The organism is Allobosea sp. GW821-FHT12C12 (genome assembly GCF_058807355.1).
This window is the reverse complement of the sequence record NZ_JBXAQP010000006.1, coordinates 79182-106101: the sequence shown is the minus strand read 5'-3', so window position 1 is coordinate 106101 and position 26920 is coordinate 79182. Positions and strand designations below refer to the sequence as shown.

Genomic DNA, 26920 nt, shown 5'->3' with positions numbered 1-26920 from the left:
CGATGAAACTCACCGACATTCGTGACAACGAAGGCGCGCACAAGTCGCGCATCCGCGTCGGCCGGGGCATCGGCTCCGGCAAGGGCAAGACCGGCGGCCGCGGCGTCAAGGGTCAGAAGGCCCGCGCCGGCGTGGCGGTCAAGGGCTTCGAAGGCGGCCAGATGCCGCTCTATCGCCGCCTGCCCAAGCGCGGCTTCCACAACCTCTTCGCCAAGGACCTGAACGAGGTCAATCTCGGGCGGATCCAGCAGGCGGTCGAGGCCGGCAAGCTCGACGCCAAGGGCGCGGTCACCATCGAGGCGCTGGTCGCCGCTGGCGTGATCACGCGTCAGGCCAGGGACGGCGTCAAGATCCTCGGCGTCGGCGAACTCAAGGCCAAGCTCGCCTTCGAGGTGGCCGGGGCCTCCAAGTCGGCCGTCGAGGCGATCGAGAAGGCCGGCGGTTCGATCAAGATTCTGGCAACCGCTTCACAGTCGTGAGTCGGACGCTTAAATGACATGGCGCGAACGGCGGCCGGGCGCGAAGCCCAGGCCGCCGTTCGGCTATAAGACGGACCTCCGACCGCTTTTCGCTTCGCGGCCAGCGGGCGAGGGGTCCGGACTCGATGATTTCACGACCCAGGGACCGGACGCATGGCATCGGCGGCTGAACAGCTTGCTTCAAACCTGAACTTCGGCGCGTTCGCCAAGGCGGACGAGCTGAAGAAGCGGATCTGGTTCACACTGGGCGCGCTGGTGGTCTACCGGCTCGGCACCTATGTGCCGCTGCCTGGCATGAACCCCGACGCCGTTGCCGATCTGTTCAAGCAGTCGCAGTCCGGCGTGCTCGGCCTGTTCAACATGTTCTCGGGCGGCGCGGTCGGGCGTCTGGCGATCTTCGCGCTCGCGATCATGCCCTACATCTCGGCCTCGATCATCATCCAGCTGCTCTCCAGCGTGGTGCCGACCTTCGAGCAGCTCAAGAAGGAAGGCGAGCAGGGCCGCAAGGTCCTGAACCAGTACACGCGCTACCTGACGCTGTTCCTGGCGCTGTTCCAGGCCTATGGCATCGGCGTGGGCCTGCAGGGCTCGGGCAATCTCGTGCTGGAGCCGGGGCCGTTCTTCCTGCTGTCGACCACGGTCACGCTCGTCGGCGGAACGATGTTCCTGCTCTGGCTCGGCGAGCAGATCACCAGCCGCGGCATCGGCAACGGCACCTCGATGATCATCTTCGCCGGCATCATCGCCGAGTTTCCGGCGCAGCTCGCCCAGACGCTCGAGCTCGGCCGCCAGGGCGCGATCTCGACCGGATTGCTGCTGCTGATCCTGGTGATGGCGATCTGCGTCATCGCATTCTGCGTGTTCATGGAACGGGCCCAGCGCCGGCTGCTGATCAACTATCCCAAGCGCCAGGTCGGCAACCGGATGTACGAGGGCCAGACCTCGTTCCTGCCGCTGAAGCTCAACACCGCCGGCGTGATCCCGCCGATCTTCGCCTCCTCGCTGCTGCTGCTGCCGACGACGATCGCGAGCTTCAGCCAGGCCTCCGGCGGCACCGGCATCCTGGCGACGATGGCGACCTATCTGTCCCATGGCCGGCCGCTGTTCATGACCCTATACGTGGCGCTGATCATCTTCTTCTGCTTCTTCTACACCGCGATCGTGTTCAATCCGGTCGAGACGGCCGACAACCTCAAGAAGCACGGCGGCTTCATGCCGGGCATCCGACCCGGCGAGCGCACCGCCGAGCATATCGACCGGGTTCTGACCCGCATCACCGTGATCGGCGCCGGCTATTTGACTATCGTCTGCTTGGTTCCCGAGCTCATGATCAGCTATGCCCAGATACCGATCATCCTGCTCGGCGGCACCTCGCTGCTGATCGTGGTGACGACGACGATGGACACCGTGGCGCAAGTCCATGGACATCTGCTGGCCCATCAGTATGAGGGGCTGGTCAAGAAGGCGAAGCTGAGGGGAGCGAAGCGTTAGGAGCCTCTAGCCCCAAGCGAGCCGGTCTCGATGGGTTTTGGAGGAGACGGATGCCAGGAGAAGCGCGCAGCCGACACCTGCATCGGTGAGCAGATTCGACGCCGCAGTCGGCTCTCCAAAGCCCATCTGCGGCGCCGGGAATTCGCTCCCGCGGCGTCGCGACATTCGCCGATACCTTGGATCGGCTTCATGATGCTCCTGGCGGAGCGAACGAATTGCCGGCGTCGAGACTGGCTCGGTTGGGGGTAGAGGCTCTTAAATGCGACTGATCTTTCTGGGACCTCCGGGGGCGGGGAAGGGCACTCAGGCAGCGCGTATCGTCGCGAAGCATGGCATTCCGCAACTCTCGACCGGCGACATGCTGCGCGCCGCCGTCGCTGCGGGCACGCCCGTCGGCGTCAAGGCCAAGGCGGTGATGGACGCCGGCGGGCTGGTCTCGGACGAGATCGTCATCGGCATCGTCGCCGACCGGATCGAGGAGCCCGACGCGAAGCCGGGCTTCATCCTCGACGGCTTTCCGCGCACGCTGGCGCAGGCGCAGGCGCTCGACGCCATGCTCGCCTCCAAGGGTCTGAAGCTCGACACGGTGCTGGAGCTCAAGGTCGACCAGAGCAAGCTGGTCGAGCGCATCGTCAAGCGCGCCGACGAGGCCAAGGCCGCCGGACAGCCGGTGCGCAAGGACGACGATCCGGAGGTCTTCAAGATCCGGCTGGAGGCCTATAACCGCGATACCGCCGTGGTCGCGCCCTATTACGAGAAGCGCGGGCAGATCGTCGCCATCGACGGCATGCAGCCGATCGATGCGGTGACGGCGGCGATCGAAAGGGCGCTGGCCGGCTGATGCGGCGGCGCAGCCGCATCGTCGCGGTCGTGCTGGCTTTGATGGTTTGCGCCGGCCCTGCCTTCGCCGAGACCGGCGAGGTCGCTCCCGGCGTTACGATCTCGAAGCGGCGACTCGACGCCCCGATCAACGAGCAGCCCTTCTTCGGGCTTTTGCCGAAGACGCAGCAGCAGCTCGCGGCCGACCGCCAGTTCGTCGATACCGTCGTCGCGAGCCCAGGCCGGGAGGCCAGCTACCGCGGCGCGATCGCGCAAGCCTGGGCCGCTATTCGCGCAAACGACTTCGCGCTGGCCGCGCGCCGCTTCAATCAGGCCTGGCTGCTGATTCCGGCGGGCCCCGAGATCTATCACGGCTTTGCCGTTGTTGTGTCCGGCCGCTTCCGCGATGCAGGCTTCGCCGATGAGCTTTTCCTGATCGCCTCGAGGCTGAAACCGGGTGATGCCCCGATCCAGGCGGATTACGCGCGCTTCCTGCTCGTCGAGCGCCGTGCCGCCGCGGCCGTGCCGCTGCTCGAAGCCGTGACGAGGCATCCGGCGGCGCAAGCGATGCACTTCAGCAATCTCGGCTTCGCCTATGCCCAGACCGGCCGTCTGGAAAAGGCGTGCGAGGCGCTTCAGACCGCCGAGAGCAGGGGGCCGCCGCCAGAGCTGCGGCCCGACCTCGGCGCCTTGCGCCAGATCGCCGGCTGCTGAGCGCCACGGGCGGCTGCATGGACCGCATATCGGCGCGAGGGGCATTCCGCCTTCCGGCCAATCCCTGTTCAGGACGGCGCTTTGAACCGCGCCTCCGTTTATGGTTCCATACAGAACGAGTACCCGGCGAGGTCGCCGGGAACTGGCCGAAGAGCTCGAGGCAGGGAAACGGGGGGCGAGCGCGGTGACGTTTCTGGACGTATTGCCCACGATGCTGCTGATCGCGCTGGCGCTGGTCATGCTCGGCCTCGGGCTGTCGCTGCGCGTCGCCGATTTCACGCGCGTCCTGAAGCATCCGGCCGCGCTGGCGCTGGCGCTCGTGCTGCAGATGGTCGTGCTGCCGCTGGTCTGCCTCGGGATCGTTCTGATGTTCGGGCTGTCGCCGGCCTATGCGGTCGGGCTCCTGCTGCTGGCCGCTTCGCCGGGCGGCGTCTCGGCCAATCTCTTCAGCCATCTCTTCGGCGGCAATGTCGCGATGAACGTCTCGCTGACCGCGATCACGACGCTGCTGTCGATCGTCGGCATGCCGCTCGTCGCCAATCTCGCGATCGGCCAGTTCGCTCCGGCGGGGCCGGGAGCGTTGCCGGTCGTGCCGCTGCAATTCGGCAAGGTGATGCAGGTCGTCGCCATCGTGCTGATCCCGGTCGCCATCGGCATGGCGGTGGCGGCGCGCTGGCCGGAGTTCGCAGGCCGCGCCGAAAAGCCGTTCAAGCTCTTCAGCATCGCGGTGCTGGCGAGCTTCGCCGTCATCGCCATCGTGCAGGAGCGCCAGTCGCTGATGGCGAGCCTGGCCTCGCTTGCGCCCGCGGTGATCCTGTTCAACGCGATCAGCCTCGGTTCCGGCTATTATCTCGCCCGGGCGGTCGGGCTCGCCCGGCCGATCGCGGTCGCGATCAGCTACGAGATCGGCATCCACAACTCGACGCTGGCGATCTACATCGCGCTGTCGGTGCTCGGCAGCGTCGCGATCGGCCTGCCGGCGGCGATCTATTCGATCTCGATGTACATCACCGGCATACTCTTCGGCGTGCTGGTGCTGCGGCGTCGGCGTCCGGCGCCCGGCGCCTGATGCGGGGCAACCGTCGCCTATCCGGGCGTCGTCGATACGCAGATTCGCCGGCGCGGCTTTGACGCCAGGGGCGGGATGCCCGGCGAGAACGCGGTCAGGGACGACGCGATGATGCCGGTCGATCTTTGCGCCAGGATGATCGTCGAGGGTGTCGACCGCCGCCGGCGCGAGGTGCTGACGACCCGGCAGATGCGCATCGGCCGCTGGCTCGAGCTGATCGCGCCCGGCCTCACCGACCGGAGCGTGATAACGCGATCAAGGAGGAATTGAGGCCCGGCAGGGCCGAGCCCGACCGGGCGCCCTGAGCGCTGCGTCGCCATCCTCCGGGACGGGTTGACTCCGCCTCCGCAACCGACTAACGACCCGGCATTCGGTTTCATGTGAGCGATGCCGTTGCCTTCGCGAGAAGGGACGACGTCGCATTCTCGCGTGGATCGGGCTCAACGCACCGCAAGGGCCGGCCTCCACCGGCGCGGAGCATCTTTCATCGCCGTGACCCCCAGCGGGCGTCGCGGCCGACACATGGAGAGACGATCATGGCTCGTATCGCGGGCGTCAACATTCCGACCGGCAAGCGCGTCGTCATCGGCCTGCAGTATATCCACGGCATCGGCGCCGCCAAGGCCCAGGAAATTTGCGAGAAGGTCGGCATCGCCGCCGAGCGCCGCGTCAACCAGCTGACCGACGCCGAAGTGCTGCAGATCCGCGAGACAATCGACCGCGACTACCTCGTCGAGGGCGATCTGCGCCGCGAGGTCTCGATGAACATCAAGCGCCTGATGGATCTCGGCTGCTATCGCGGCCTGCGCCATCGCCGCTCGCTGCCGGTCCGCGGCCAGCGCACGCACACCAATGCGCGCACCCGCAAGGGCAAGTCGAAGCCGATCGCCGGCAAGAAGAAATAAGAACGGCAACAGGCAGGCGGCGGTAGGCATTCGTTTTTCGATTGCCGACCGCCCATTGCCGATTGCCTTCCTCTCCCCAGCGCCTGGCATCACGGGCGCGCCTGAAGGATGAAAGACCCATGGCCAAGGAAGCCCAACGCGTCCGCCGTCGCGAACGCAAGAACATCGTCTCCGGCGTCGCCCATGTGAACGCCTCGTTCAACAACACCATGATCACCATCACCGACGCGCAGGGCAACACGATCTCGTGGTCCTCGGCCGGCACGATGGGCTTCAAGGGCTCGCGCAAGTCGACCCCCTATGCCGCGCAGGTCGCGGCCGAGGACGCCGCGCGCAAGGCCGCCGAGCACGGCATGCGCACGCTGGAGGTCGAAGTCACCGGGCCGGGTTCGGGCCGCGAATCGGCGCTGCGCGCCCTGCAGGCCGCCGGCTTCACCGTGACCTCGATCCGCGACGTGACGCCGATCCCGCATAACGGCTGCCGCCCGCGCAAGCGCCGCCGCGTCTGACACCCGATATTCGAGGCGCCCGCACCGGCGGGCGTCTGTCCGGGGCGGCCCGCCGCCGCCATTGCATTGAAGCACCAGGAGTGCGGTCGTGATCAGCAAGAACTGGCAGGATCTGTCAAAGCCCAACAAGCTCGAAATCAAGGTCGGCGACGACCCGAAGCGTCAGGCGACCGTCGTCGCGCGCCCGCTGGAGCGCGGCTTCGGCATGACGCTCGGCAACGCGCTGCGCCGCGTGCTGCTCTCCTCGCTTCAGGGCGCGGCCGTTACCGCCGTCCAGATCGACGGCGTGCTGCATGAATTCTCCTCGATCCCCGGCGTGCGCGAGGACGTGACCGACATCGTCCTCAACATCAAGGCGATCGCGGTCAAGATGCAGGGCGACGGTCCCAAGCGCATGACGCTGCGCAAGACCGGCCCCGGCACGGTCACCGCCGGCGACATCAACACCATCGGCGACGTCTCCATCCTGAACCCCGACCTCGTGCTCTGCACGCTGGACGAGGGCTCCGAGATCCGCATGGAGTTCACGGTCAACACCGGCAAGGGCTACGTCCCCTCCGAGCAGAACCGTCCGGAAGACGCGCCGATCGGCCTGATCCCGGTCGACAGCCTGTATTCGCCGGTCAAGAAGGTGTCCTACCGCGTCGAGAACACCCGCGAGGGCCAGAATCTCGACCGCGACATGCTGACGCTCCAGATCGAGACCAACGGCTCGGTCAGCCCCGAGGACGCGCTGGCGCTCGCCGCCCGCATCCTGCAGGACCAGCTCGCGGTGTTCATCACCTTCGAGGAGCCGCGCAAGGAAGAGGCCGTCTCGAGCGCGCCGCAGCTGCCCTTCAACCCGGCGCTGCTCAAGAAGGTCGACGAACTCGAGCTCTCGGTCCGCTCGGCGAACTGCCTGAAGAACGACAACATCGTCTATATCGGCGACCTGATCCAGAAGTCGGAGGGCGAGATGCTGCGCACCCCGAACTTCGGCCGCAAGTCGCTGAACGAGATCAAGGAAGTGCTCGCCACCATGGGCCTCCATCTCGGCATGGACGTGACCGGCTGGCCGCCGGAGAACATCGAGGAGCTCGCGAAGCGCTTCGAGGAGCATTACTGAGATCGGGCAATCGGCAATCGCAAGCGCTGACTCCCGACCGCCGACTACCCCATTGCCGACTGCCTGAAAACAACCAGACGCTCCGTACCGTGGCACGGCGGGGCGTAATCAACGAAGGAGCCAAACAATGCGTCACGGTTTCCGCGGTCGTCGTTTCAACCGCTCGGCCGAGCATCGCAAGGCGATGTTCGCCAACATGTCACAGGCCCTGATCAAGCACGAGCAGATCACCACCACGCTGCCGAAGGCCAAGGACCTGCGCCCGGTCGTCGAGAAGCTGGTGACGCTCGCCAAGCGCGGCGATCTGCACGCCCGCCGCCAGGCGATCGCGCAGGTCAAGGACATCGCGCTCGTCGGCAAGCTCTTCGCGGTGCTCGGCCCGCGCTACAAGGAGCGCAATGGCGGCTATCTGCGCATCATGAAGGCGGGCTTCCGCTTCGGCGACAACGCCCCGCTCGCCGTGATCGAGTTCGTCGACCGCGACGTCGACGCCAAGGGCCAGGATTCCGGCCCGGTCTTCACGGCGGAAGACGAGGCGGCCTGAGTTTCGGCTCGGCGCAGAATGCTTCAAGGGCGGTCTCCGGACCGCCCTTTTTCATGGGCTCGATGTCGATTCAGGCGATGGCCAGCAGGCTTTTGATCTTGGCGCGAACCTGTTTGACGACCGCGGTTGGGACCGCGCCCTTTTTCCGGGCATGGCGCGCTTGCCAATCGAGTGATTTGACCTGGTCGGCCAGGACGACGCCGGAGCGCCCGTCGATGCGCGTAGCCACTTCGAACGGGTAACCTTTGATCCGGGTCGAGAGCGGGCAGCAGATCATCAGGCCGGTCTTGCGATTGTAGATCGCGGGACTCAAGACGAGAGCAGGACGAGGCCCCGCCTGCTCATGCCCGCCTCGGGGATCGAACTCGAGCCAGACGATGTCGCCCGTCTCGGGCACGTAGTCACCTGCCGACACTACAATGCTTCCTTGCCTACAGGCTCGCCGAAATCGGCAGGCTTGTGCAGGTTCTCGGGCGTGATGCCAGCAATCAGGCTTTCGAGAGATGAATTCATCGGCTCCGCCGGTTCGATCACGATGCGTCCCTTCGAGGCGCTGATCGTAACCCGCTGCTCAAGGTCGAACGCCGCCAATCTCATCGCCGTTGCGTTGAGGCGCAGCGCGGGGCTGTTGCCCCATTTCTTGATGACGGCATCCATTGGCAGGCCTCCGGCGCGAACGACCTTGTTTCTACATTGTAGATACGCCACATGTGGGGTCAAGCCAGGCGCGCACATCAAAATCCGGATGACCCCGTTCTCGACCTGCGGGCAGGTCGATCCGCGGTCCTTCCGTCTCGAAGAAATCGAGCACCGCGCGATGACAGGCAGGTGCTTCGTCGAGGAGCGCGACCCAGACATTGACAGCGAGCAGATGGCGCATCCACGACATCGTCGTCGAGGGCCGGAGTCGTTCTCATCCGATGATGACAGCGCCTGCGCATCCATGACCATCACTATCGCATCGTGATGCCGTGGCGGAGGCGCACTTTCTTTTGGCGTCGAGCCGCGCCAATCTGCCGGCAATAACATCGCGTGAGCTTGAACCGGGAGGATTAGGATGATCAGGACCATTTTGGCGGCGCTGCTGCCGCTCGCCGTCGCTTTGCCCGCCGTCGCCCAGGACAAATACCCCTCCAAGCCGATCACCATGATCGTGCCCTTCGCGGCCGGCGGCTCGTCGGACGTGATCGCGCGGCTTGCCGGCGACGAGATGGGGCGCGTGCTCGGCCAGCGCATCGTCATGGAGAACATGGCCGGCGCGGGCGGGGCGACGGCGTTGACGCGGGCGGCGCGCGCCGAGCCCGACGGCTACACCATCGTCATCGGCAACAGCGGCACCAACGCCGCCTCCTACTCGATCTATCCGGATCTGAAATACACCCAGGCAGATTTCGCGCCGGTCGGCCTCGTCGCAAAAACCTCGCCGATGATCGCGCTCAAGCTCGATTTCCCGGCCAAGACGCTGAGCGAGTTCATCGCCTATGCCAAGGCCAATCCCGGCAAGGTCAGCCTCGGCCATGCCGGCGTCGGCTCGTCGAACTACCTGATCTGCCGGACCTTCGTGAAGGCGGCGGGCGTCGATGTCGCGCTGGTCAGCTATCGCGGCGCGGGGCCGGCGCTGAACGATCTGATGGGCGGGCAGATCGACGGCGTCTGCGACGCGGCGACCTCGCTGTCGGGCGCGGTCGACGGCAAGAAGGTCAAGGCGCTCGTCGTCGCGACGCCGGCCCGGCTGCCGAGCCTGCCGGAGGTGCCGACCTCGCAGGAGGCGGGGCTGCCGGCTTTCCAGGCGCAGGGCTGGAACGCGATCTTCGTGCCGAAGGCGACGCCGCAGCCGATCATCGATACGCTGAATTCGGCTTTGCGCACAGCGCTTTCGAGCGAGACGCTGCAGAAGCGATTCAAGGATCTGTCCTCGGTGCCGCCGGGGCCGGACGAACTCACGCCGGCCTTCGTCGCGGGGATGGTGCCGGGCGAGATCGAGAAATACCGCGTTCTGCTTTCCGACAAATAGGCGCCGGAACACGGCGGCTGGAAAAGCGCGCCGCCGGGGCCTATGTCTCGGCGAGCCGCCGCCGAGGAGAATGCCGCATGCCCGTCCGCCGCAACCACCCGTTGCTCATCGCCGCCCTGGTCCTGCCGGCGGCGGCGGGCCTCCTGGCCGGGCCGGCGCTCGGCCAGGCGAAGCAGGCGCCCGAGACGCGCCAGCAGATCTCGCTCTCCTTCGCGCCGGTGGTGAAGCAGACGGCCGGAGCGGTCGTGAACGTCTATGGCTCGCGCGTCGAGAAGCAGCAGCGCAATCCGTTCATGGACGATCCGTTCTTCCGCCGCTTCTTCGGCGATCGCGGTTTCGGCGTGCCGCAGGAGCGGGTGCAGCGCTCGCTCGGCTCGGGCGTGGTGGTCGATGCCGGCGGCCTCGTCGTCACCAACAACCACGTCATCGAGGGCATGAGCGAGGTCAAGGTCGCCTTCGCCGACAAGCGCGAGATGGAGGCTGCGATCCTGCTGCGCGATCCGCGCACCGATCTCGCCGTGCTCAAGCTCAAGGGCGCGAAAGACCTCAACGCGATCGAACTCGGCGATTCCGACAAGGTCGAGATCGGCGATCTCGTGCTCGCGATCGGCAACCCGTTCGGCGTCGGCCAGACGGTGACGCAAGGCATCGTCTCGGCGCTGGCGCGGACCCAGATCGGCGTCGGCGACGCGCAGTCCTTCATCCAGACCGACGCCGCGATCAATCCCGGCAATTCGGGCGGTGCGCTGGTCGACATGCAGGGCCGGGTGGTCGGCATCAACACGGCGATCTTCTCGCGCTCGGGCGGGAGCGTCGGCATCGGCTTCGCCATCCCCTCGGCGATGGTTCGCGTCGTGCTGGAGAGCGCCAGGGCCGGCGCGACGACAGTGCGCCGGCCCTGGTTCGGGGCGCGGCTGCAGGTGCTCACCGCCGATGTCGCCGACGGACTCGGCCTGGACCGCCCGGCAGGCTCGGTCGTCGCCAGCGTGGTCGAGAAGGGCCCGGCCTCGGAAGCCGGCCTGCGCCGTTCGGACGTGATCCTCGCGGTGGACGGCGTCCCGGTCGACGATCCCGAAGCCTTCGGCTACCGCTTCGCCACCCGCCCGCTCGGCGGCATGGCCTCGCTCAGCGTCCTGCGCGGCGGCCGTCGCGTCGTCCTGCCGGTCAGGCTCGCGCCCGCGCCGGAGACGCGTCCGCGCGACCCGCTGACGCTCGCCGGCCGCTCGCCATTGACCGGCATCACCGCGCTGAATCTGTCGCCGGCGGTCGCCGAGGAGCTTTCGATCGACGCCGTCAACGAGGGCGTCGTCGTCGCCGAGATCGATGAGGGCAGCACGGCGGCCCGCGTCGGTTTCCAGAAGGGCGACATCGTCCAGGCGATCAACGGCGAGCGCGTCGCGACGACGCGCGAACTCGACGCCGCGCTGAAGGAGCGCAGGCGCCAGTGGGAGGTGACGATCTCGCGCGGCGGCCAGATCATGACCTCGGTCTTCCCGGGGTGAGCGACCTGTTCTCGGCCTCGGGGCTCGACAAGTCCGGCCCGCGCCCGCTCGCCGACCGGCTGCGCCCGACGACGCTGGCCGAGATCTCGGGCCAGGAGCATCTGACCGGGGAGGGCGGGGCGCTGACCCGGCTCGTCGCCTCGGGCTCGCTCGGCAGCCTGATCTTCTGGGGGCCGCCCGGCACCGGCAAGACCACCGTGGCGCGGCTGCTGGCGGGGCAGGTCGATCTCGGCTTCGAGCAGATCTCCGCGATCTTCTCGGGCGTCGCCGATCTCAAGAAGGTGTTCGAGCAGGCGCGGGGTCGCAGGCTGGGGGGCAAGGGCACGCTGCTCTTCGTCGACGAGATCCACCGCTTCAACCGGGCCCAGCAGGACGCGTTTCTCCCGGTGATGGAGGACGGCACCATCACGCTGGTCGGCGCAACGACCGAGAACCCGTCCTTCGCGCTCAACGCCGCGCTGCTCTCGCGCGCCCGGGTGCTGACCTTCAAGGCGCTGGACGAGGGTTCGCTGCTGTTCCTGCTCGGCCGGGCCGAACTGCTGGAGAACCGCGAACTGCCGCTGACGCGGGAGGCGAGGCTCGCGCTCGCCCGTTTCGCCGATGGCGACGGCCGCGCCGCGCTGACGCTGGCCGAGGAGATCTGGCGCGCCGCCAAGCCCGGCGAAATCTTCGACGAGGCGGGCTTAGGCGATGTGATCCAGCGCCGCGCGCCGATCTACGACAAGGCGCAGGACGGCCACTACAACCTGATCTCGGCCCTGCACAAGACGGTGCGCGGCTCCGATCCGGACGCGGCGCTCTACTACTTCGCGCGCATGCTCGACGCCGGCGAGGACCCGCGCTTTTTGGCGCGGCGGCTGGTGCGGATGGCGGTCGAGGACATCGGGCTCGCCGATCCGCAGGCCCTGGTCCATGCCCGCGCGGCGGCCGAGACCTACGAGCAGCTCGGCACGCCCGAGGGCGAGCTCGCGCTGGCCAACACCGTGATCTACCTCGCCACCGCGCCGAAATCGAACGCGGCCTACAACGCCTACAAGGCGGCCCGCCGCGTCGCCAGGGAGCGCGGCTCGCTGACGCCGCCCAAGACGATCCTGAACGCGCCGACCAGGCTGATGAAGGAAGAGGGCTACGGCGCCGACTACGCCTACGACCACGACGCGCCCGACGCCTTTTCCGGCCAGGACTACTGGCCGGACGCGCTCGGCCGGCAGGTGTTCTACGACCCGCCGGAGCGCGGCTTCGAGCGCGAGATCAGGAAGCGGCTGGAGTATTGGGCGAAGCTGCGCGAGGAGCGGGGGGAGTAGCAGCTCCCCCCGTCACTCCGTCATGCTCGCCCTTGTGGCGAGCATCCACGTCTTGGACATAGGACTCGACGGCGGAAGACGTGGATGGTCGGGACAAGCCCGACCATGACGGTAAGAGCGTGCTTCAGGACATTTGCGAGTTATTTCCGTTTGTGCCGCGCCTCCCCACGCCCTATGCCATCCCCATGACCTCCACCCTTCTCGTCTTCCTCGGCGCCGGCATCGGCGGCGTGCTGCGGCACGGCGTCAACCTTGCCGCCCTGCGCTGGCCCCTCGGTGGGTTTCCCTATGGCACGCTCGCGATCAACGTCGTCGGCTCGGGGCTGATGGGGATCGTCGCCGGCTGGTTCGCGTTCAGGGCCGCCGGCGATGCGCCGCAGGATCTCCGGCTCTTCCTCGCCACCGGCATCCTCGGCGGCTTCACCACCTTCTCGGCCTTCTCGCTCGACGCCATCCTGCTCTGGCAGCGCGGCGAAATCCTGTTGGCGGCGGCCTATGTCGGCGGCTCGGTCGTGCTGTCGCTGGCGGCGCTGGTCGGCGGGCTGGCGCTCATGCGGGGGCTGACATGAGGACCGGCGGGAAAGGCACTGGCGGCCCCAAAAACAGCGGCGGTCCCGGCAAGGGCGCGTCGCGCGGCGGCCGGCCGCCGGCCTCGCGCGCGCCCAAGGGCAAGCGGCCGAGCCATGACGCGCGCCGCTCGGCCCGCGCCTCGGCCAGACCGCGCCCCGAGCGCGAGGAGGACATCGTCCGCACCGAGCCGACGCGCGATCCCAAGCCGCATCATCCCGCGCCGCGCCCGGCCGGCCCGCGCAAGCCGCCCGCCGGCGACGCGCCGATGCGGGCCGAGACGAAGGCCGAGGCCGTGCACGCGCCGGCGACCGGCGTGCAGCAGCTCATCGTCACGGCCGACGAGAACGAGATGCGGATCGACCGCTTTCTCGAGAACCGCTTTCCGCGGCTCTCCTTCAGCCATATCCAGCGCATCGTCCGGAAGGGCGAGTTGCGCGTCAACGGCAAGCGCGCCGACAGCAAGGACCGGCTCGAAGAGGGCCAGACCGTGCGCATCCCGCCGCTGAAGCTCGATCCCGAGGGCCAGCGCCCGCGCTCGCTCAAGGCCGACGACGACACGATCGGCTTCCTGCGCTCGATCACGCTCTACGAGGACGACGACGTCATCGTGCTGAACAAGCCGGCCGGGCTGGCCGTGCAGGGCGGCTCGGGCACGACGCGCCATGTCGACCAGATGCTGGAGGCGCTGACCGACAAGGGCGGCCAGAAGCCGCGCCTGGTCCACCGGCTCGACAAGGATACCGCCGGCTGCCTCGTCATCGCGAAATCGCGCTTCGCGGCGGCGACTTTGGCCAAGACCTTCCGCTCGCGTTCGGCGCGAAAGGTCTACTGGGCGCTGGTCGCCGGCGTGCCGCGCGTGCGCCAGGGCCGGGTCTCGACCTATCTCGCGCGCGAGGAGGCCTATGACGGCGACCAGCGCATGGCGGTGGCCAGGCACGGCGAGGACGGCGCGATGCACGCCGTGACCTATTACGCCGTGGTCGAGACCGCGGCGCAGAAGCTCGGCTGGCTCTCGCTCAAGCCGGTGACCGGGCGGACGCACCAATTGCGCGCGCATGCCGCCCATATCGGCCATCCGATCGTCGGCGACCCGAAATACTTCAACATCAAGAACTGGGAGATGCCCGGCGGCATCCAGAACAGGCTGCACCTGCTGGCGCGCCGCATCGTGCTGCCGCATCCGCGCGGCAAGGGCACGATCGACGTCAGCGCGCCGCTGCCGCCGCATATGCGCCAGTCCTGGAACCTGCTCGGCTTCGAGGACGCGCATTACGACCCGATCGTCGACGCGCCTGACGAATAGGAACAAAACGCGGCACGAGCTGACGATGCGTAAGAGAACAGTTGCGGAACAAATAGGACTGTGTTCTAATTTTGTTCCCATCACTCTCACGCAGGTGCTCCGATGATCCGTTTCGCCGCCATGCTCGCCGGCCTGACCCTCTCGCTCCTCGCCATCCAGCCCGCCGCCGCCCAGACGGCCGCGGCGGGCGCCAGCGCGGCGACCGACGCCAATGATCCGATCCCGCGCGTCGCGCGCGCGAAAGCCCGTCAGGAATGCCTGTCCGACAATGTCGCGCTCTCCGGCGACGATCTGCGGGCGGCGATGCGCGTCTGCATGCAGGCGAAGTTTCCGGGCGTGCAGCTCTATGCCCGCGACGGGCTGACGCGCGACGGCAAGCCGACGGCCGCGACCGCGCGCGCCGCCTGCAAGGCCGATATCGACGCGCGGGCGCTCTCCGGCTCGGCGCGCACGGCGGCGCTGGTCGCCTGCTTCAACGAGAAGCGGCCGGACCTCGCGACGCTGGCCGAATGCCGCAAGGACGGCCGCGCCAGGGGGCTCGACGGCGAGGCGCTGCGCAGCGCCGTCAACGATTGCGTCCGCAGCCGGCAGTCCTGAACGACGAACCCGGCGCGCCACGCATGAGCCAGGCGCGCCGGCCTCGATGGCGGCGCGGGTCGATCCGCGCTACTGCCGTCCCTCGCATGGACCTGATCATCTTCGACCTCGACGGCACGCTGATCGATTCAGAAGCCATCCTGCTGGCGGCCCAGATCGAGACGTTCTCGCGCCGCGGGCTGGTTCACCCCGGGCGCGAGGCCGGTCTCGGCATCGTCGGGCTGACGCTCGACGTCGCGCTGATGCAACTCGCCGGGTTCGCCCGGCCGGACGATCGATTGACCGAGACCTACCGCGAGGTCTTCGGCGCGATGCGGCGGCAAGCCGAAACCGACCCGGCGCTGGCCGAGCCGCTCTATCCCGGCGTCGACGCGATGCTGGCTGAGCTGAAGACGCGGCCGGGCCTCGCGCTCGGCATCGCCACCGGCAAGTCGCGGCGCGGGGCCGAGTACATCGTCGAGCGCCATGGCTGGAACGGGCTCTTCGCCACGATCCAGACCGCCGACGACGCGCCCTCCAAGCCAGCCCCCGGCATGATCCTGCGGGCGATGGCGCAGACCGGCGCTGCGCCGGAGCGGACCGCGATGGTCGGCGATTCCTCGTTCGACATCGAGATGGCGGTGGCGGCTGGCGTCGTGCCGGTCGCGGTGTCCTGGGGCTTCCAGCCGGTCGACAGGCTGCGCGCGCTCGGCGCGCGCTTTTCGATCTCGCACGCCTCGGAGCTGCCGAAGCTGCTCGACGAGATGACGGTGGTCGCTGCCGGCTGATCGAGGTGGATGAAGCCGGAGCGCGTTCAATCTGATTCCAGGTCGCGGAACACCGCGTCGTCCCGGACAAGTCGCGCGGCGGCGCCGATCCGGGATCCATCACGGGGCGCAATCGTGCTTTACGATGGATCCCGGGTCCGCGCTTCGCTTGCCCGGGATGACGACAGTGTTTCTGTACAAGGCCGCCAAGCCCAAGGACAGCGCGCGAGCCTGCCCGAGCATCCTTCGAGACGCCGCTTCGCGCCTGCTCAGGACGGAGGCGAAATGGGTTGATGGACTTTCAATCAGTCGGACCGTGATGCTTTCCCAAGTCTTAATAGTCACCTTTGCGCAACCACGTCGGCTCAGGACCGTTTAACCTGAATATCCGTTCAGATATCGGCATTAACTTCCTGCTGGCGACCGGCCGCCATAGTGTTCCTGCAACAGGGACATACCGGCACAAAACAAAGCCGGACAGGGGTCGAATGATGATTGGTCATGAACTTCGTGAATTCGTCGATCGTGTGCTGGATCAGCGCATGATCGACGAAGAAGACGTCAAGCTGCTTCAGCGTGATGTCATGGTCGATGGCAGCGTCAACCGGGATGCGATCGATGTCCTGATCGCGCTCGACCGCGCCGTCGGCGACAGCCGCGAGGCCTTCGCGGATTATCTCGTCGCGCTCGTCGTCGACTATGCCGTCTGGGAAAGCCGCCCGACCGGCATGATCGACCGCGACAAGGCGCATTGGCTGGTCACCACGCTGTCGGCCGGAGACGGCCCGACCGCCACGGCCCGGCGCATCGCCTTCGAGATCGTCCGCGAAGCCGAGCGCTGCGACGAGATCCTGCTCGGCTTCGCCCTGGGCAAGGGCGCGAGCAAGCCGCGCGGCTTCGACGCCGGCCGCATCCTGCTGGCGAGCTGAGCGCGAACGCCCGATCGCGATCGGCGCATCCGGCGAACCGCCGCGGCCAGGACTTGCCACCGGCGAAACTTTTGCATCAATGGACGCCGGCTGCGGCGTCGCATAAACCCCGGCTGTGACAGCGCCTTCGGGCAGCCGGGAGACGCCGCCGATGTTCTCGAAGATCCTGATCGCGAACCGCGGCGAGATCGCCTGCCGCGTCGTCAAGACGGCGCGGCGGATGGGCATCGCGACGGTCGCCGTCTATTCCGACGCCGACCGCGACGCCCTGCATGTCGAGATGGCCGACGAGGCGGTGCATATCGGCCCGCCGGAGGCGGCGAAATCCTATCTCGTCATCGAGACGATCATCGCGGCCTGCAAGGCGACGGGCGCCGAGGCCGTGCATCCGGGCTATGGCTTCCTCTCCGAGCGCGAGGCCTTCGCCCGGGCGCTGAAGGACAACGGCATCGTCTTCATCGGCCCCAATCCGGGCGCGATCGCCGCGATGGGCGACAAGATCGAGTCGAAGAAGGCTGCCGCCGCCGCCAAGGTCTCGACAGTGCCGGGCCATCTCGGCATCATCGAAAGCCCCGAGCACGCGATCACGATCGCCGACGGGATCGGCTATCCGGTGATGATCAAGGCCTCGGCCGGCGGCGGCGGCAAGGGCATGCGCATCGCCCATTCGGCATCCGAGGTCGCGGAGGGTTTCGCCCGCGCCAGATCGGAAGCAGCGTCCTCCTTCGGAGACGACCGCGTCTTCGTCGAGAAGTTCATCGTCGATCCGCGGCATATCGAGATCCAGGTGCTCGGCGACAAGCATGGCAACGTGATCCATCTCGGCGAGCGCGAATGCTCGATCCAGCGCCGCAACCAGAAGGTCGTCGAGGAGGCGCCGTCGCCGCTTCTGGACGAGGCGACGCGCCGCAGGATGGGCGAGCAGGCGGTCGCGCTGGCGAAGGCCGTGAACTACGACAGCGCCGGCACGGTCGAGTTCGTCGCCGGCCAGGACAAGTCTTTCTACTTCCTCGAGATGAACACCCGCCTGCAGGTCGAGCATCCGGTCACCGAGATGATCACCGGCGTCGATCTGGTCGAGGAGATGATCCGCGTCGCCTATGGCGAAAAGCTCAGGCTCGCCCAGGCGGACGTGAAGCTGAACGGATGGGCCGTCGAATCCCGCGTCTATGCCGAGGATCCGACGCGCAATTTCCTGCCTTCGACCGGCCGGCTCGTGACCTACCGGCCGCCGGCCGAGGGGCCGGACGGCGATGCGACGGTGCGCAACGACACCGGCGTCTTCGAGGGCGGCGAGATCTCGATCTATTACGACCCGATGATCGCCAAGCTCGTCACGCATGCGCCGACGCGTCGTGCCGCGATCGAGGCGCAGGGCCGCGCGCTCGACGCCTTCGCCATCGACGGCATCCGCCACAACATCCCCTTCGTCTCGGCGCTGATGCAGCATCCGCGCTGGATCGCGGGCGAGCTCTCCACAGGCTTCATCGCCGAGGAATTTCCGGATGGTTTTTCGCTGCCGCAACCGGCCGGCGAGGTGGCGCTGCGCATGGCGGCGATCGCCATCGCGTGCGATCACAGGCTGAACCAGCGCAAGCGCAACGTCTCGGCGCAGATGCAGGGCTGGCGCAAGGTCGCCTTCGACCGCACCCGCATCGTCACGCTGGGCGGCGAGCGCTTCGAGGGTGAGGTGACGGAGCAGGGCGGGGCGATCGCCATCGCCTTCGGTGAGCGCGCGCTGACGGTCGCGAGCGACTGGACGCCGGGCGAGCCGGTCTGGCGCGGCACGCTCGACGGGGCGCCGGTCGCGGCGCAGGTCCGGCCGATCCTGAACGGCGTCGCGCTCGGCCATGCCGGCGCCTATGCCGACGCGCGTGTCTATACGACGCGCGAGGCCGAATTCGTCGCGCTGATGCCGGTCAAGCTCGCGGCCGACACCGGCAAGTTCCTGCTTTGCCCGATGCCGGGGCTGGTCAAGGCGGTCTCGGTCGGGGTCGGTCAGGAGGTCAAGGCCGGCGAGGCGCTCTGCATGGTCGAGGCGATGAAGATGGAGAACGTGCTGCGGGCCGAGAAGGACGTCACGATCGCCAGGATCCTGGCCAGGGAGGGCGATTCGCTGGCGGTCGACGCGGTGATCATGGAGTTCGCCTGATCGTCTCGTCATTGCTCGCAATGACGGCAAGGCCCTCTGGCTCGCCTTGCCAATCTCGCGCGCCAAATCGACAATCGCAACCACGACGACGAGGACACGCCGGCATGCTGACGATCTGGGGGCGGATCAGTTCCATCAATGTGCAGAAGGCGGTCTGGGCCGCCGGCGAGGTCGGGCAGGTCTTCGAGCGGATCGATGTCGGCGGGGCCTTCGGGGGCAACCGCGAGCCGGCCTTTCTCGCCAAGAATCCGAACGGGCAGGTTCCGGTGCTGGAGGACGGAGAGGTCTGCATCTGGGAGTCCAACAGCATCGTGCGCTATCTCGCGGCGCGCTATGGCGCGGGCTGGATCTGGGAGGAGGAGCCGGCGCTGCGGGCCGAGGCCGACCGCTGGATGGACTGGATGATCTCCGAACTCCAGCCGGCGCTGACGCCGGCCTTCTGGGGGCTGGTCCGCAAGGATCCGAGTCGCGCCGGCCCGGCCGAGATCGAGGCCTCGATCGCCAGGACCGAGGCCAAGCTCGACATCCTCGAGGCGCATCTCGCCGGGCGCAGCTTCATCGCCGGCGAGCGCTTCGGCATGGCCGACATCACGGTCGCGCCCGGTGCGCATCGCTGGCTCAACATCCCGGTCCCGCGCGCCGCGCGGCCGAACCTGCAGCGCTGGTACGAGGCCTGCGCGGCGAGGCCGGCGGCGACGCCGGCCCTGCTGCTCCCGGTGGTGTGAACGGGCCTATGCGTCAAGGCCGGCCTGCCGCCTTGATCCAGCCCCGAAAGCGCGGTTCAACTGAATCATGACACCGAGCCAGGCCATCCTCGTGACATGTCTCGCGCTCGCCGCGACGCCGCTCGCCGCGCAGGCGCCGAGCCCGACGCTCGCCGCCGACCGGGCCCAGCTCGTCGCCTGCCTGCGCCAGAGCGGCACGGTGGCGACATCCTGCATCGGGCTCGTCGCCGTCGCCTGCGTGCGCGCCGCCGGCGCCGACCGGCAGGCCGAGCCGGCCTGCGCCCGGCGCGAGGAGGCGGTCTGGCGCGAACGCCTCGGCCAGGCGGCGCAGCTCGTCACGCGCGGGATGGATGCCGGCCAGCGCAGCAAGCTCGCTTCGCTGCAACTGGCCTGGGAGGGCTATGTCGCGCAGAAATGCGCCTTCTACGGCGCGAACCAGCGCGAGGGACTGCAACTCGGCCGGCAGGTCGGCTGCGAGCTGCGCGAGGTCGCCACCCGCGCGCTCGAACTGGAGCGCTCCATGCCGCAGGGCGCGCCGGCGCGCCCGCAGCAGCAGCCGCGCATCTTTCGGGGCGAGTGAGCCGTTAGGCCGGCGTCAGCTTTCGCGCGCTAAGCTCGGCGTCCGCGCGGAAGGCAGCCATGTTCTTCGTCCTCTCGAAAATCGTCTGGTTCGTCGTTTCGCCGGTGAACCTCGCCATCCTGCTGGCGCTGGCGGCGGCCCTGCTCGCCTTCACGCGCTTTGCGCGGCTCGCGCGCTGGCTCGGGGTCATTTCGCTGGCGGCGCTGGCGATCATGGCGTTCAGCCCGCTGCCCCGTCTGGTGATGTGGCCGCTGGAGAACCGCTTTCCGCAGCAGAGCGCAGCCAAAGGGCCGGTCGTGGGCGTAATCATTCTGGGCGGCGCGATCGGCGTCGCGCGCGGCGACGTGGTGATGACCAGCGCCGGCGCGCGGATGACCAAGACCGTCGAGCTCGCGCGGCTGCACCCCGACGCGAAGATCGTCTTCGCCGGCGGCGCGGCGAACCTGATCTCGCCGGTGACGAAGACCGAGGCCGACGGCGCGCGCCTCTTGTTCGAGGGGCTCGGCCTCGCGCCGGAGCGGCTCATCTTCGACGACAAGTCGCGCAACACCCGCGAGAACGCGCTCTTCACCAAGGCGCTGGTCGATCCGAAGCCCGGCGAGCGCTGGCTGCTGGTGACCTCGGCCTGGCACATGCCGCGCGCCATGGGCGTGTTCCGCAAGGCGGGCTTCAACGTCGAGGCCTTCCCGGTCGATTATCTGACCGAGGAGAGGCTGTCGGAGTTCGTGCGCGTCTCCGGACGCGCGCCGCGCGGCCTGGGCATCGCCGATGACGGCTTCAAGGAATGGGCGGGTCTGCTGGCCTATCGGCTGGTCGGCTATACCGACGCGCTGTTTCCCGCGCCTTAGGCTCAACGCGGCCTGATCGACAGCGGCTCGTCGGCGGGGAGCCTGGCGCGGTACATCAGGCGCCAGGCCCCGTCGCCCGTCTCGGCCGGCGTGCGGAGGGACGGGCGGTTTCCGCCGAGCCGGAGGATGCGCCATGGCGAGCGCCGCCGCGAACGGCGCGGCCGCCGAAAGGCCATGTCGTCCGAGCCGCCGCACCCTGTCTCGTCTCCGAACGGAGGCTAGTCGCCTGCCGGCAGCCGCAGCCTATAGACGCCGCGGAAATCGTCGGGATCGACCGGGCGGCCCTTGCGGGTGATGACGATCCGGCCCTCCTTCATCAGCCTGACCGCGATCCTGCGCGCCGGCTGCATCAGCGGGCCCCAGCCGTCGGGATGGTCGCCGCCGACGGCGCGCGCGGCCTCGGAGGGGCAGATCGTCTTGCCCGGCCCGCGCGCGGCGGCGAGTTCGAGGATCCTGGCCTCGAGCGCGTCGAGATCGCCGCTCACGGCGCGCCCGGATGGCGGAAGACGCGCGCCGCGTCGGAGGCGAACTGACGCCGCCACATCGCTGTCAGCACGGCGATGGTGAAGACGAGGAAGGTCGCGGGGCCGAGGAACCAGCCCATATAGGCGAGCGCGAAGAAGAAGGCGCGCTGGCCGCGGTTGAAATGCCGGCCGGCGGCGATGTTCATCTCGGTCATCTCGTGGATGGCGCGGGCGGCGTCCTGCGCGTCGTGCTCCCGCGCCGGCGGCATCGCGCCGATCAGGATGACGCAGTAGTTGAACAGCCGGTAGCTCCAGGCGAATTTGAAGAAGGCGTAGCCGAAGATCACGGCGAGCCCGATCACCTTCATCTCCCAGGCGGCGCGGGTGGTCGCGTTGCCGAAGGGCAGGTCGGCGAAGAGCGCCACGGCCCGGTCGGTCGATTGCAGCAGCGTCAGCGAACCGCCGATCGCGATCAGCGAGGTCGAGGCGAAGAAGGCGGTGCCGTTCTGCAGCCCGTTCATCACCTGCGTGTCGACGATGCGGTTGTCGCGCGCCAGCGCCTCGCGGACCCAGCGGGCGCGGCGCAGGTTCATCCTCATGTTCAGGCTTCCGGCCGCGTGCGGCCCCATCTCGACGGCGTAGTGATAGCCGAGCCAGGCCGCCACGAAGACGGTGAGTGCGATCACGTCGAGCGACGAGAAACCGATCATGATGTCCTTCGCCGCCGCCGCCGCGCCGCAGGCGACGCATCCGTCCTCGCGGAACAGCTTGCGGGAACGCCGCCGACGCGGCAAGTCTCGATCCGACTCGACGGAGAGGCGCATGCCCCAAAGCATCACCAAGGGCTACAAGGCGCTGCTCGCCGAGGCCGAAGCCAAGGTCGAGACGCTCTCGGTCGAGGAGGCGCGGGCGCTGCATGGCGGCGACGACGTCGTCTTCGTCGATCTGCGCGACCCGCGCGAGCTGGAGCGGGAAGGGCGCATGCCCGGCGCCTTCCATTGCCCGCGCGGCATGCTGGAGTTCTGGATCGATCCGGAGAGCCCCTACGCCAAGCCGGTCTTCGGCCAGGACAAGCGCTTCGTCTTCTTCTGCGCCGGGGGCTGGCGCTCGGCGCTGGCCGCGCAGGTCGCGCAGGAGATGGGCCTGAAACCGGTCGCCCATCTCGCCGGCGGCTTCGGCGCCTGGAAGAAGGCCGGCGCGCCCTTCGACGCGGCCGAATCCAAAGCCGGCAAGGGCTGAGCCACGCCCTTGTCCCATATCCTGATCGTTCTGGCCGTCATCGGCTTCCTGTTCCGCAAGCCGCTGGGCCGGATCTTCGCGAAGCAGTTCCCCGACCGCGAAAAGCGCCACCGCGTCGTCGGGACGATCATCCTGGCCTTCTCGCTGGTGATCGCGGTCAGGCTCGTGGCGCTGTTCTGGAAGTGAGTTTCTGCCTTCTCCACTTGGGGGAGGGAGTTCCCGGCGTCTCCCGCAATCGCCTCATGCGCAAAACACGACTTGCGCGGTCCGCGTCTGCCCGTTTATCTTGCATCCCTTGGCTCCACATCAGGACAGGGAGGGCTGAATGGAATTCATCATCAAGTTCGGCTCCCCGCGAATGTCCCGACACTAGGTCGGACTCGCCCGTGGCCCGCCCAGTCGGTCCCTGAGCCTTTTCCCATCGCGTTGTCATTTTCCGCTGGAGCCCGGCGCGCTTTCGCCTGCTCCGCCTGATCCGGAGCCGGCCCTTCGCGGGGCCGTGTGATCCCATGTCCCGTCAATCCGAAGCCGGGCGGCAGGATGCCGCCCGCGGAGAGCCGTTCCGCGCCGTTCTCGGCTTCATCTTCCGGCACTGGGCGCGGGTGCCGCGCCGCGTCGCCGGCGTCGTCGCGACCGTGATGGCGGCCACCGCGGCCGACCTGTTCATGCCGCTCTATGCCGGCCGTCTCGTCGACGCCGTCGCGGGCTCCGGCGAGGCCGCGCGCTCGGCCGCGCTGGCCGCGCTCGCCGCCATGCTGGCGCTCGGCGCGATCACGGTCGCGGCGCGCCATCTCGGCTTCATCGGCATCACGGTGATGACGCTGAGGACGATGAGCGACGTGGCGCGGGAGGCGTTCGCGCGCCTGCAGCGCTTCTCGACCGACTGGCACGCCAATAACTTCGCCGGCTCGACCGTGCGCAAGATCACGCGCGGCATGTGGGCGCTCGACCTGCTGCACGACACGATCCTGATCGCGCTGCTGCCCTCGCTGATCGTGCTCGCGGGCACGACGATCCTGCTCGCCTGGCGTTGGCCGGCGATGGGCCTCGTCGTGCTCGTCGGCGCGCTCGCCTATATCGGCGTGACGGTCTCGCTGTCGCTGGCTTACGTCGCGCCCGCCGCCCGGCTCGCCAATAGCTGGGACACGCGCGTCGGCGGCGCGCTGGCGGACGCGATCTCGTGCAACCCCGTGGTCAAGGCCTATGGCGCTGAGCTGCGCGAGGATGCGCGGATCGCCGAAGTCATGGCGAAATGGTCGCTCAGGACGCGCCGCACCTGGGTGCGCGGCACGACCTCGGGCACCGCGCAGCAGCTCATCCTGCTGGCGCTGCGCGGTTCGGTGATCGGCCTCGTGATCTGGCTCTGGGCGAAGGGACGGGCCACGCCCGGCGACGTCGCCTTCGTGCTGACGAGCTATGCCGTCGTGCATGGCTATCTGCGCGATGTCGGCCAGCATGTGCACAACCTCCAGCGTTCGGTGAACGACATGGAGGAGCTCGTCGCCATGCACGCGCAGCCCTATGGCGTGCCGGACCGCAAGGGCGCGGGCGAACTTGCCGTGACGGCCGGCGAGATCGCCTTCGAGGACGTGACCTTCCACTACGGAGGCCATGCCGAGCCGCTCTACCGCGACTTCTCGCTGAGGATCGCGGCCGGCGGGAAGGTTGGCCTCGTCGGACGCTCCGGCTCGGGCAAGACGACCTTCGTCAAGCTGGTGCAGCGGCTCTACGACGTCACCGGCGGCCGCATCGCCATCGACGGCGTCGACATCGCGGCGGTGACGCAGGCGTCCCTGCGCCGGCAGATCGCGATCGTGCAGCAGGAGCCGGTGCTGTTCCACCGTTCGCTGGCCGAGAACATCGCCTATGGCCGGCCGGGCGCGAGCCTGGTCCAGATCGAGCAGGCGGCGCGGCTCGCCAATGCGCATGAGTTCATCCTGCGCCTGCCCAAGGGCTACGCCACGCTGGTCGGCGAACGCGGCGTCAAGCTCTCGGGCGGCGAGCGGCAGCGGGTCGCGCTGGCGCGGGCCTTCCTGGCGGACGCGCCGATCCTGATCCTGGACGAGGCGACCTCGAGTCTGGACTCGGAGTCGGAGGCGCTGATCCAGCAAGCGATGGAGCGGCTGATGCTGGGCCGCACCACCATCGTCATCGCGCACCGGCTCTCGACCGTGCGCGCGATGGACCGCATCCTGGTCTTCGACCGGGGCGAGGTGGTGGAGCAGGGCCCGCATCGGGCGCTGCTGGCGCGCGAGGGCGGCGTCTATCGAAGCCTGTTCGAGAAGCAGGTCAGCGAGCTGGCGAAGGGGCTGGCGGCGTAAGCGCCGCCAGCCCATCCCCCTATCGTCATGGTCGGGCTTGTCCCGACCATCCACACGTTCCGCCGTCGCGCGCTACGACGAAGACGTGGATGCTCGCCACAAGGGCGGATGACGGATGTGGATGTCACTTCGGCGCGAGCGCCCGCGGCCGCACGCCCTTCACCGGCCCAGGCGGCAGCGGCTCCGCGCCGGTCGCGGGCGCCTTCACGTCCAAGGTCGGCCCCTTCGCGAACCGGGTGATCGCGGCGATGTAGGCCTCCGGCAGCCCCCAATGTCTCGCGCTCGCGATCACCGTTTCCATATAGTCCGGCTTCGGCCTGCCGACCGTGCCGGAGCGGCCGACATAGACCAGCGCGCGCCTGGCTCCGCCGGGCACGATCACCGGCTGGCTGATCTTGACGTAGAGCCCGCTGGCGATGTCCTCGAACGTGTCGAGCGTGCGGATGTCGCCGAGCGAGCAGTCCCAGAGCACGCCATGCACCTCCCCGCGCGGATCGCGGATCACCGAGGCGTAGCCGTCGGTCGTCACGATGAAGCGGTGGCGCGGCAGGCGCGCGAGACCGAGCGCGCGCGAATGCGGGCAGCGCCCGGCCATTCCGACCGGGTCCATGTTGAGGCCGTAGGCGAAGTAGAGGGGCATAGCTCCATCCGTCATGGTCGGGCTTGTCCCGACCATCCACGTCTTCCTCCATCTCAAGCGGTGGTCAAGACGTGGATGGTCGGGACAAGGGCGACCATGACGAGGAGGCGCTTTACTTCGTCTTCTCGAACAGCTCGCGGCCGATCAGCATGCGCCTGATCTCGCTCGTTCCCGCGCCGATCTCGTAGAGCTTGGCGTCGCGCAGCAGGCGCCCGGTCGGATAATCGTTGATGTAGCCGTTGCCGCCCAAGAGCTGGATCGCGTCGAGCGAAACTTGAGTCGCCTTCTCGGCAGCGATCAGGATCGCGCCGGCCGCGTCCTCGCGCGTCGTCTCGCCGCGGTCGCAGGCCTTGGCCACGGCGTACACATAGGCCTTGCAGGCGTTCATCATCACATACATGTCGGCGAGCTTGCCCTGCACGAGCTGGAACTGGCCGATCGACTGGCCGAACTGCTTGCGCTCGTGGACATAGGGCATGACCACGTCGAGCGCCGCCTGCATGATGCCGAGCGGCCCGGCCGAGAGCACGACGCGCTCGTAGTCGAGCCCCGACATCAGCACGTTGACGCCGCGCCCGACCGCGCCGAGCACGTTCTCCTCGGGCACCTCGCAGTCCTGAAAGACGAGCTCGCAGGTGTCGGAGCCGCGCATGCCGAGCTTGTCGAGCTTCTGATGCGTCGAGAAACCCTTCATGCCCTTCTCGATCAGGAAGGCGGAGATGCCGCGCGAGCCGGCCTCGGGATCGGTCTTGGCGTAGACCACCAAAGTCTCGGCGATCGGCCCGTTGGTGATCCACATCTTGTTGCCGGTCAGGACGTAGCGGTCGCCCTTCTTCACCGCCCTGGTCTTCATCGAGACGACGTCGGAGCCCGCGCCGGGCTCCGACATGGCGAGCGCGCCGACATGCTCTCCCGAGATCAGCTTGGGCAGATATTTCGCCTTCTGGGCCGCGTTGCCGTTGCGGGCGATCTGGTTGATGCAGAGATTGGAATGCGCGCCGTAGCTCAGGCCGACCGAGGCCGAAGCCCGCGAAACCTCCTCGATCGCGACGACATGCTCGAGATAGCCGAGCCCCGCGCCGCCATCCTCCTCCTTCACGGTGATGCCGTGCAGGCCGATCGCGCCCATCCGCGGCCAGAGATCGCGCGGGAACTGGTTCGTCCGGTCGATCTCCTCGGCGCGCGGCGCGATCTTCTCCTGCGCGAAGGACTGGACCGTGTCGCGGATCGCGTCGGCGGTCTCGCCGAGGTCGAAGTTGAACGGGCGCGGCGCGTTGGCGAGCATGGTCTGGTCCTCCCGGAAGACGAGGGCGGCGCTGCCGCCGCCGGTTGAGCAGCGTTATAGCGCGCG

General features: G+C 68.3%; 32 protein-coding genes. 25 read left to right on the top strand and 7 right to left on the bottom strand.

What is annotated here, in order from left to right:
- The first annotated feature begins 2 nt into the window (after nt 1–2).
- The 10 genes from rplO to rplQ all read left to right on the top strand — a co-directional run bounded on the left by rplO (nt 3) and on the right by rplQ (nt 7635).
- The gene (rplO, locus tag AC1RRW_RS10695; RefSeq protein WP_492900730.1) at nt 3–479 is read left to right on the top strand and encodes a 50S ribosomal protein L15; all 477 of its coding nucleotides are present in this window, start codon (nt 3–5) and stop codon (nt 477–479) included.
- Between the two features lie 153 nt (nt 480–632).
- On the top strand, nt 633–1970 hold the full coding sequence (gene secY, locus AC1RRW_RS10690) for a preprotein translocase subunit SecY (protein WP_492900729.1): 1338 nt from the start codon (nt 633–635) through the stop codon (nt 1968–1970).
- A 259-nt stretch (nt 1971–2229) separates the two neighbouring features.
- The gene (locus AC1RRW_RS10685; RefSeq protein ID WP_492900728.1) at nt 2230–2811 is read left to right on the top strand and encodes an adenylate kinase; all 582 of its coding nucleotides are present in this window, start codon (nt 2230–2232) and stop codon (nt 2809–2811) included.
- A gap of 152 nt (nt 2812–2963) precedes the next feature.
- Nucleotides 2964–3503 (top strand): tetratricopeptide repeat protein, encoded by a 540-nt coding sequence (locus AC1RRW_RS10680; RefSeq protein ID WP_492900727.1) that lies wholly within the window; start codon nt 2964–2966, stop codon nt 3501–3503.
- Nucleotides 3504–3687: 184 nt separating this feature from the next.
- Nucleotides 3688–4572, top strand: coding sequence for a bile acid:sodium symporter family protein (locus tag AC1RRW_RS10675; protein WP_492900726.1), 885 nt, complete (start codon nt 3688–3690; stop codon nt 4570–4572).
- 75 nt (nt 4573–4647) lie between these two features.
- Nucleotides 4648–4842, top strand: coding sequence for a hypothetical protein (locus AC1RRW_RS10670; protein ID WP_492900725.1), 195 nt, complete (start codon nt 4648–4650; stop codon nt 4840–4842).
- Between the two features lie 266 nt (nt 4843–5108).
- Nucleotides 5109–5477 (top strand): 30S ribosomal protein S13, encoded by a 369-nt coding sequence (rpsM, locus tag AC1RRW_RS10665; RefSeq protein ID WP_492900724.1) that lies wholly within the window; start codon nt 5109–5111, stop codon nt 5475–5477.
- A 119-nt stretch (nt 5478–5596) separates the two neighbouring features.
- The gene (gene rpsK, locus AC1RRW_RS10660) at nt 5597–5986 is read left to right on the top strand and encodes a 30S ribosomal protein S11 (protein ID WP_043237079.1); all 390 of its coding nucleotides are present in this window, start codon (nt 5597–5599) and stop codon (nt 5984–5986) included.
- Between the two features lie 88 nt (nt 5987–6074).
- On the top strand, nt 6075–7091 hold the full coding sequence (locus AC1RRW_RS10655; RefSeq protein WP_492900723.1) for a DNA-directed RNA polymerase subunit alpha: 1017 nt from the start codon (nt 6075–6077) through the stop codon (nt 7089–7091).
- Between the two features lie 127 nt (nt 7092–7218).
- Entirely contained in the window at nt 7219–7635 is a 417-nt protein-coding gene (rplQ, locus tag AC1RRW_RS10650; protein ID WP_492900722.1) for a 50S ribosomal protein L17, read from the top strand.
- A gap of 70 nt (nt 7636–7705) precedes the next feature.
- On the opposite strand, the gene mazF is transcribed toward rplQ, so the two are convergent.
- From mazF to AC1RRW_RS10635, 3 genes are read right to left on the bottom strand one after another with little or no spacing between them, the layout of a single operon-like run.
- The gene (mazF, locus tag AC1RRW_RS10645) at nt 7706–8050 is read right to left on the bottom strand and encodes an endoribonuclease MazF (protein WP_492900721.1); all 345 of its coding nucleotides are present in this window, start codon (nt 8048–8050) and stop codon (nt 7706–7708) included.
- Nucleotides 8050–8292: an AbrB/MazE/SpoVT family DNA-binding domain-containing protein gene (locus tag AC1RRW_RS10640; RefSeq protein WP_492900720.1), complete on the bottom strand. Its 243-nt coding sequence runs from the start codon at nt 8290–8292 to the stop codon at nt 8050–8052. Before AC1RRW_RS10640 ends, mazF begins: the two co-directional genes overlap by 1 nt.
- A gap of 31 nt (nt 8293–8323) precedes the next feature.
- Nucleotides 8324–8515, bottom strand: a complete 192-nt coding sequence (locus AC1RRW_RS10635; protein ID WP_492900719.1) for a hypothetical protein — start codon at nt 8513–8515, stop codon at nt 8324–8326.
- 177 nt (nt 8516–8692) lie between these two features.
- On the opposite strand from AC1RRW_RS10635, the gene AC1RRW_RS10630 reads away from it, so the two are divergent.
- The 12 genes from AC1RRW_RS10630 to AC1RRW_RS10575 all read left to right on the top strand — a co-directional run bounded on the left by AC1RRW_RS10630 (nt 8693) and on the right by AC1RRW_RS10575 (nt 20905).
- Nucleotides 8693–9649, top strand: a complete 957-nt coding sequence (locus AC1RRW_RS10630; protein ID WP_492900718.1) for a tripartite tricarboxylate transporter substrate-binding protein — start codon at nt 8693–8695, stop codon at nt 9647–9649.
- Between the two features lie 77 nt (nt 9650–9726).
- Nucleotides 9727–11151, top strand: a complete 1425-nt coding sequence (locus tag AC1RRW_RS10625) for a DegQ family serine endoprotease (RefSeq protein WP_492900717.1) — start codon at nt 9727–9729, stop codon at nt 11149–11151.
- On the top strand, nt 11148–12455 hold the full coding sequence (locus AC1RRW_RS10620) for a replication-associated recombination protein A (protein WP_492900716.1): 1308 nt from the start codon (nt 11148–11150) through the stop codon (nt 12453–12455). Before AC1RRW_RS10625 ends, AC1RRW_RS10620 begins: the two co-directional genes overlap by 4 nt.
- Nucleotides 12456–12640: 185 nt before the next feature.
- A complete protein-coding gene (gene crcB, locus AC1RRW_RS10615) occupies nt 12641–13024 on the top strand; it encodes a fluoride efflux transporter CrcB (RefSeq protein WP_492900715.1) in 384 nt (127 codons plus the stop codon).
- The gene (locus tag AC1RRW_RS10610) at nt 13021–14328 is read left to right on the top strand and encodes an RluA family pseudouridine synthase (RefSeq protein WP_492900714.1); all 1308 of its coding nucleotides are present in this window, start codon (nt 13021–13023) and stop codon (nt 14326–14328) included. Before crcB ends, AC1RRW_RS10610 begins: the two co-directional genes overlap by 4 nt.
- Nucleotides 14329–14430: 102 nt before the next feature.
- Entirely contained in the window at nt 14431–14925 is a 495-nt protein-coding gene (locus tag AC1RRW_RS10605; protein ID WP_492900713.1) for a hypothetical protein, read from the top strand.
- Nucleotides 14926–15011: 86 nt separating this feature from the next.
- The gene (locus tag AC1RRW_RS10600) at nt 15012–15692 is read left to right on the top strand and encodes an HAD-IA family hydrolase (protein ID WP_492900712.1); all 681 of its coding nucleotides are present in this window, start codon (nt 15012–15014) and stop codon (nt 15690–15692) included.
- A gap of 326 nt (nt 15693–16018) precedes the next feature.
- Nucleotides 16019–16600, top strand: a complete 582-nt coding sequence (locus AC1RRW_RS10595) for a hypothetical protein (protein ID WP_492900711.1) — start codon at nt 16019–16021, stop codon at nt 16598–16600.
- A 151-nt stretch (nt 16601–16751) separates the two neighbouring features.
- Nucleotides 16752–18752 carry an acetyl-CoA carboxylase biotin carboxylase subunit gene (locus AC1RRW_RS10590; protein ID WP_492900710.1) on the top strand — a complete coding sequence of 667 codons (2001 nt, stop codon included), beginning with the start codon at nt 16752–16754 and terminating at the stop codon, nt 18750–18752.
- A 104-nt stretch (nt 18753–18856) separates the two neighbouring features.
- Complete coding sequence (locus AC1RRW_RS10585) at nt 18857–19477, top strand: glutathione S-transferase family protein (protein WP_492900709.1); 621 nt, start codon at nt 18857–18859, stop codon at nt 19475–19477.
- Nucleotides 19478–19544: 67 nt separating this feature from the next.
- A complete protein-coding gene (locus AC1RRW_RS10580; RefSeq protein ID WP_492900708.1) occupies nt 19545–20057 on the top strand; it encodes a lysozyme inhibitor LprI family protein in 513 nt (170 codons plus the stop codon).
- Nucleotides 20058–20116: 59 nt separating this feature from the next.
- Nucleotides 20117–20905 (top strand): YdcF family protein, encoded by a 789-nt coding sequence (locus tag AC1RRW_RS10575; protein ID WP_492900707.1) that lies wholly within the window; start codon nt 20117–20119, stop codon nt 20903–20905.
- A 218-nt stretch (nt 20906–21123) separates the two neighbouring features.
- Here the strand turns inward: AC1RRW_RS10575 and AC1RRW_RS10570 are convergent, their stop codons facing one another.
- Together AC1RRW_RS10570 and AC1RRW_RS10565 are read right to left on the bottom strand one after the other, a co-directional pair.
- Nucleotides 21124–21390, bottom strand: coding sequence for a DUF3253 domain-containing protein (locus AC1RRW_RS10570; protein ID WP_492900706.1), 267 nt, complete (start codon nt 21388–21390; stop codon nt 21124–21126).
- Nucleotides 21387–22163: a DUF599 domain-containing protein gene (locus AC1RRW_RS10565; RefSeq protein ID WP_492900705.1), complete on the bottom strand. Its 777-nt coding sequence runs from the start codon at nt 22161–22163 to the stop codon at nt 21387–21389. Before AC1RRW_RS10565 ends, AC1RRW_RS10570 begins: the two co-directional genes overlap by 4 nt.
- A 28-nt stretch (nt 22164–22191) precedes the next feature.
- Between AC1RRW_RS10565 and AC1RRW_RS10560 the strand changes: the two genes are divergently transcribed.
- The 3 genes from AC1RRW_RS10560 (at nt 22192) to AC1RRW_RS10550 (ending at nt 24929) form a co-directional block, all read left to right on the top strand.
- Entirely contained in the window at nt 22192–22608 is a 417-nt protein-coding gene (locus AC1RRW_RS10560; protein ID WP_492900704.1) for a rhodanese-like domain-containing protein, read from the top strand.
- 9 nt (nt 22609–22617) lie between these two features.
- Nucleotides 22618–22794: a hypothetical protein gene (locus AC1RRW_RS10555; protein WP_492900703.1), complete on the top strand. Its 177-nt coding sequence runs from the start codon at nt 22618–22620 to the stop codon at nt 22792–22794.
- Nucleotides 22795–23117: 323 nt separating this feature from the next.
- Nucleotides 23118–24929, top strand: a complete 1812-nt coding sequence (locus tag AC1RRW_RS10550; RefSeq protein ID WP_492900702.1) for an ABC transporter ATP-binding protein — start codon at nt 23118–23120, stop codon at nt 24927–24929.
- Nucleotides 24930–25053: 124 nt separating this feature from the next.
- Here the strand turns inward: AC1RRW_RS10550 and AC1RRW_RS10545 are convergent, their stop codons facing one another.
- Both AC1RRW_RS10545 and AC1RRW_RS10540 read right to left on the bottom strand, forming a co-directional pair.
- A complete protein-coding gene (locus AC1RRW_RS10545) occupies nt 25054–25569 on the bottom strand; it encodes a gamma-glutamylcyclotransferase family protein (RefSeq protein WP_492900701.1) in 516 nt (171 codons plus the stop codon).
- A 112-nt stretch (nt 25570–25681) separates the two neighbouring features.
- A complete protein-coding gene (locus AC1RRW_RS10540) occupies nt 25682–26854 on the bottom strand; it encodes an isovaleryl-CoA dehydrogenase (RefSeq protein ID WP_492900700.1) in 1173 nt (390 codons plus the stop codon).
- Nucleotides 26855–26920 lie beyond the last annotated feature (66 nt).

Coding starts and splice junctions, on each gene's coding strand:
- AC1RRW_RS10610 (WP_492900714.1), top strand. CDS start 13,021: ATGAGGACCGGCGGGAAAGGCACTGGCGGCCCCAAAAACAGCGGCGGT.
- AC1RRW_RS10560 (WP_492900704.1), top strand. CDS start 22,192: ATGCCCCAAAGCATCACCAAGGGCTACAAGGCGCTGCTCGCCGAGGCC.
- AC1RRW_RS10625 (WP_492900717.1), top strand. CDS start 9,727: ATGCCCGTCCGCCGCAACCACCCGTTGCTCATCGCCGCCCTGGTCCTG.
- secY (WP_492900729.1), top strand. CDS start 633: ATGGCATCGGCGGCTGAACAGCTTGCTTCAAACCTGAACTTCGGCGCG.
- AC1RRW_RS10545 (WP_492900701.1), bottom strand. CDS start 25,569: ATGCCCCTCTACTTCGCCTACGGCCTCAACATGGACCCGGTCGGAATG.
- AC1RRW_RS10605 (WP_492900713.1), top strand. CDS start 14,431: ATGATCCGTTTCGCCGCCATGCTCGCCGGCCTGACCCTCTCGCTCCTC.
- AC1RRW_RS10670 (WP_492900725.1), top strand. CDS start 4,648: ATGCCCGGCGAGAACGCGGTCAGGGACGACGCGATGATGCCGGTCGAT.
- AC1RRW_RS10550 (WP_492900702.1), top strand. CDS start 23,118: ATGTCCCGTCAATCCGAAGCCGGGCGGCAGGATGCCGCCCGCGGAGAG.
- AC1RRW_RS10630 (WP_492900718.1), top strand. CDS start 8,693: ATGATCAGGACCATTTTGGCGGCGCTGCTGCCGCTCGCCGTCGCTTTG.
- AC1RRW_RS10640 (WP_492900720.1), bottom strand. CDS start 8,292: ATGGATGCCGTCATCAAGAAATGGGGCAACAGCCCCGCGCTGCGCCTC.
- rplO (WP_492900730.1), top strand. CDS start 3: ATGAAACTCACCGACATTCGTGACAACGAAGGCGCGCACAAGTCGCGC.
- crcB (WP_492900715.1), top strand. CDS start 12,641: ATGACCTCCACCCTTCTCGTCTTCCTCGGCGCCGGCATCGGCGGCGTG.
- rplQ (WP_492900722.1), top strand. CDS start 7,219: ATGCGTCACGGTTTCCGCGGTCGTCGTTTCAACCGCTCGGCCGAGCAT.
- rpsK (WP_043237079.1), top strand. CDS start 5,597: ATGGCCAAGGAAGCCCAACGCGTCCGCCGTCGCGAACGCAAGAACATC.
- AC1RRW_RS10600 (WP_492900712.1), top strand. CDS start 15,012: ATGGACCTGATCATCTTCGACCTCGACGGCACGCTGATCGATTCAGAA.
- AC1RRW_RS10585 (WP_492900709.1), top strand. CDS start 18,857: ATGCTGACGATCTGGGGGCGGATCAGTTCCATCAATGTGCAGAAGGCG.
- rpsM (WP_492900724.1), top strand. CDS start 5,109: ATGGCTCGTATCGCGGGCGTCAACATTCCGACCGGCAAGCGCGTCGTC.
- AC1RRW_RS10635 (WP_492900719.1), bottom strand. CDS start 8,515: ATGCGCCATCTGCTCGCTGTCAATGTCTGGGTCGCGCTCCTCGACGAA.
- AC1RRW_RS10685 (WP_492900728.1), top strand. CDS start 2,230: ATGCGACTGATCTTTCTGGGACCTCCGGGGGCGGGGAAGGGCACTCAG.
- AC1RRW_RS10575 (WP_492900707.1), top strand. CDS start 20,117: ATGTTCTTCGTCCTCTCGAAAATCGTCTGGTTCGTCGTTTCGCCGGTG.
- AC1RRW_RS10580 (WP_492900708.1), top strand. CDS start 19,545: ATGACACCGAGCCAGGCCATCCTCGTGACATGTCTCGCGCTCGCCGCG.
- AC1RRW_RS10540 (WP_492900700.1), bottom strand. CDS start 26,854: ATGCTCGCCAACGCGCCGCGCCCGTTCAACTTCGACCTCGGCGAGACC.
- AC1RRW_RS10590 (WP_492900710.1), top strand. CDS start 16,752: ATGTTCTCGAAGATCCTGATCGCGAACCGCGGCGAGATCGCCTGCCGC.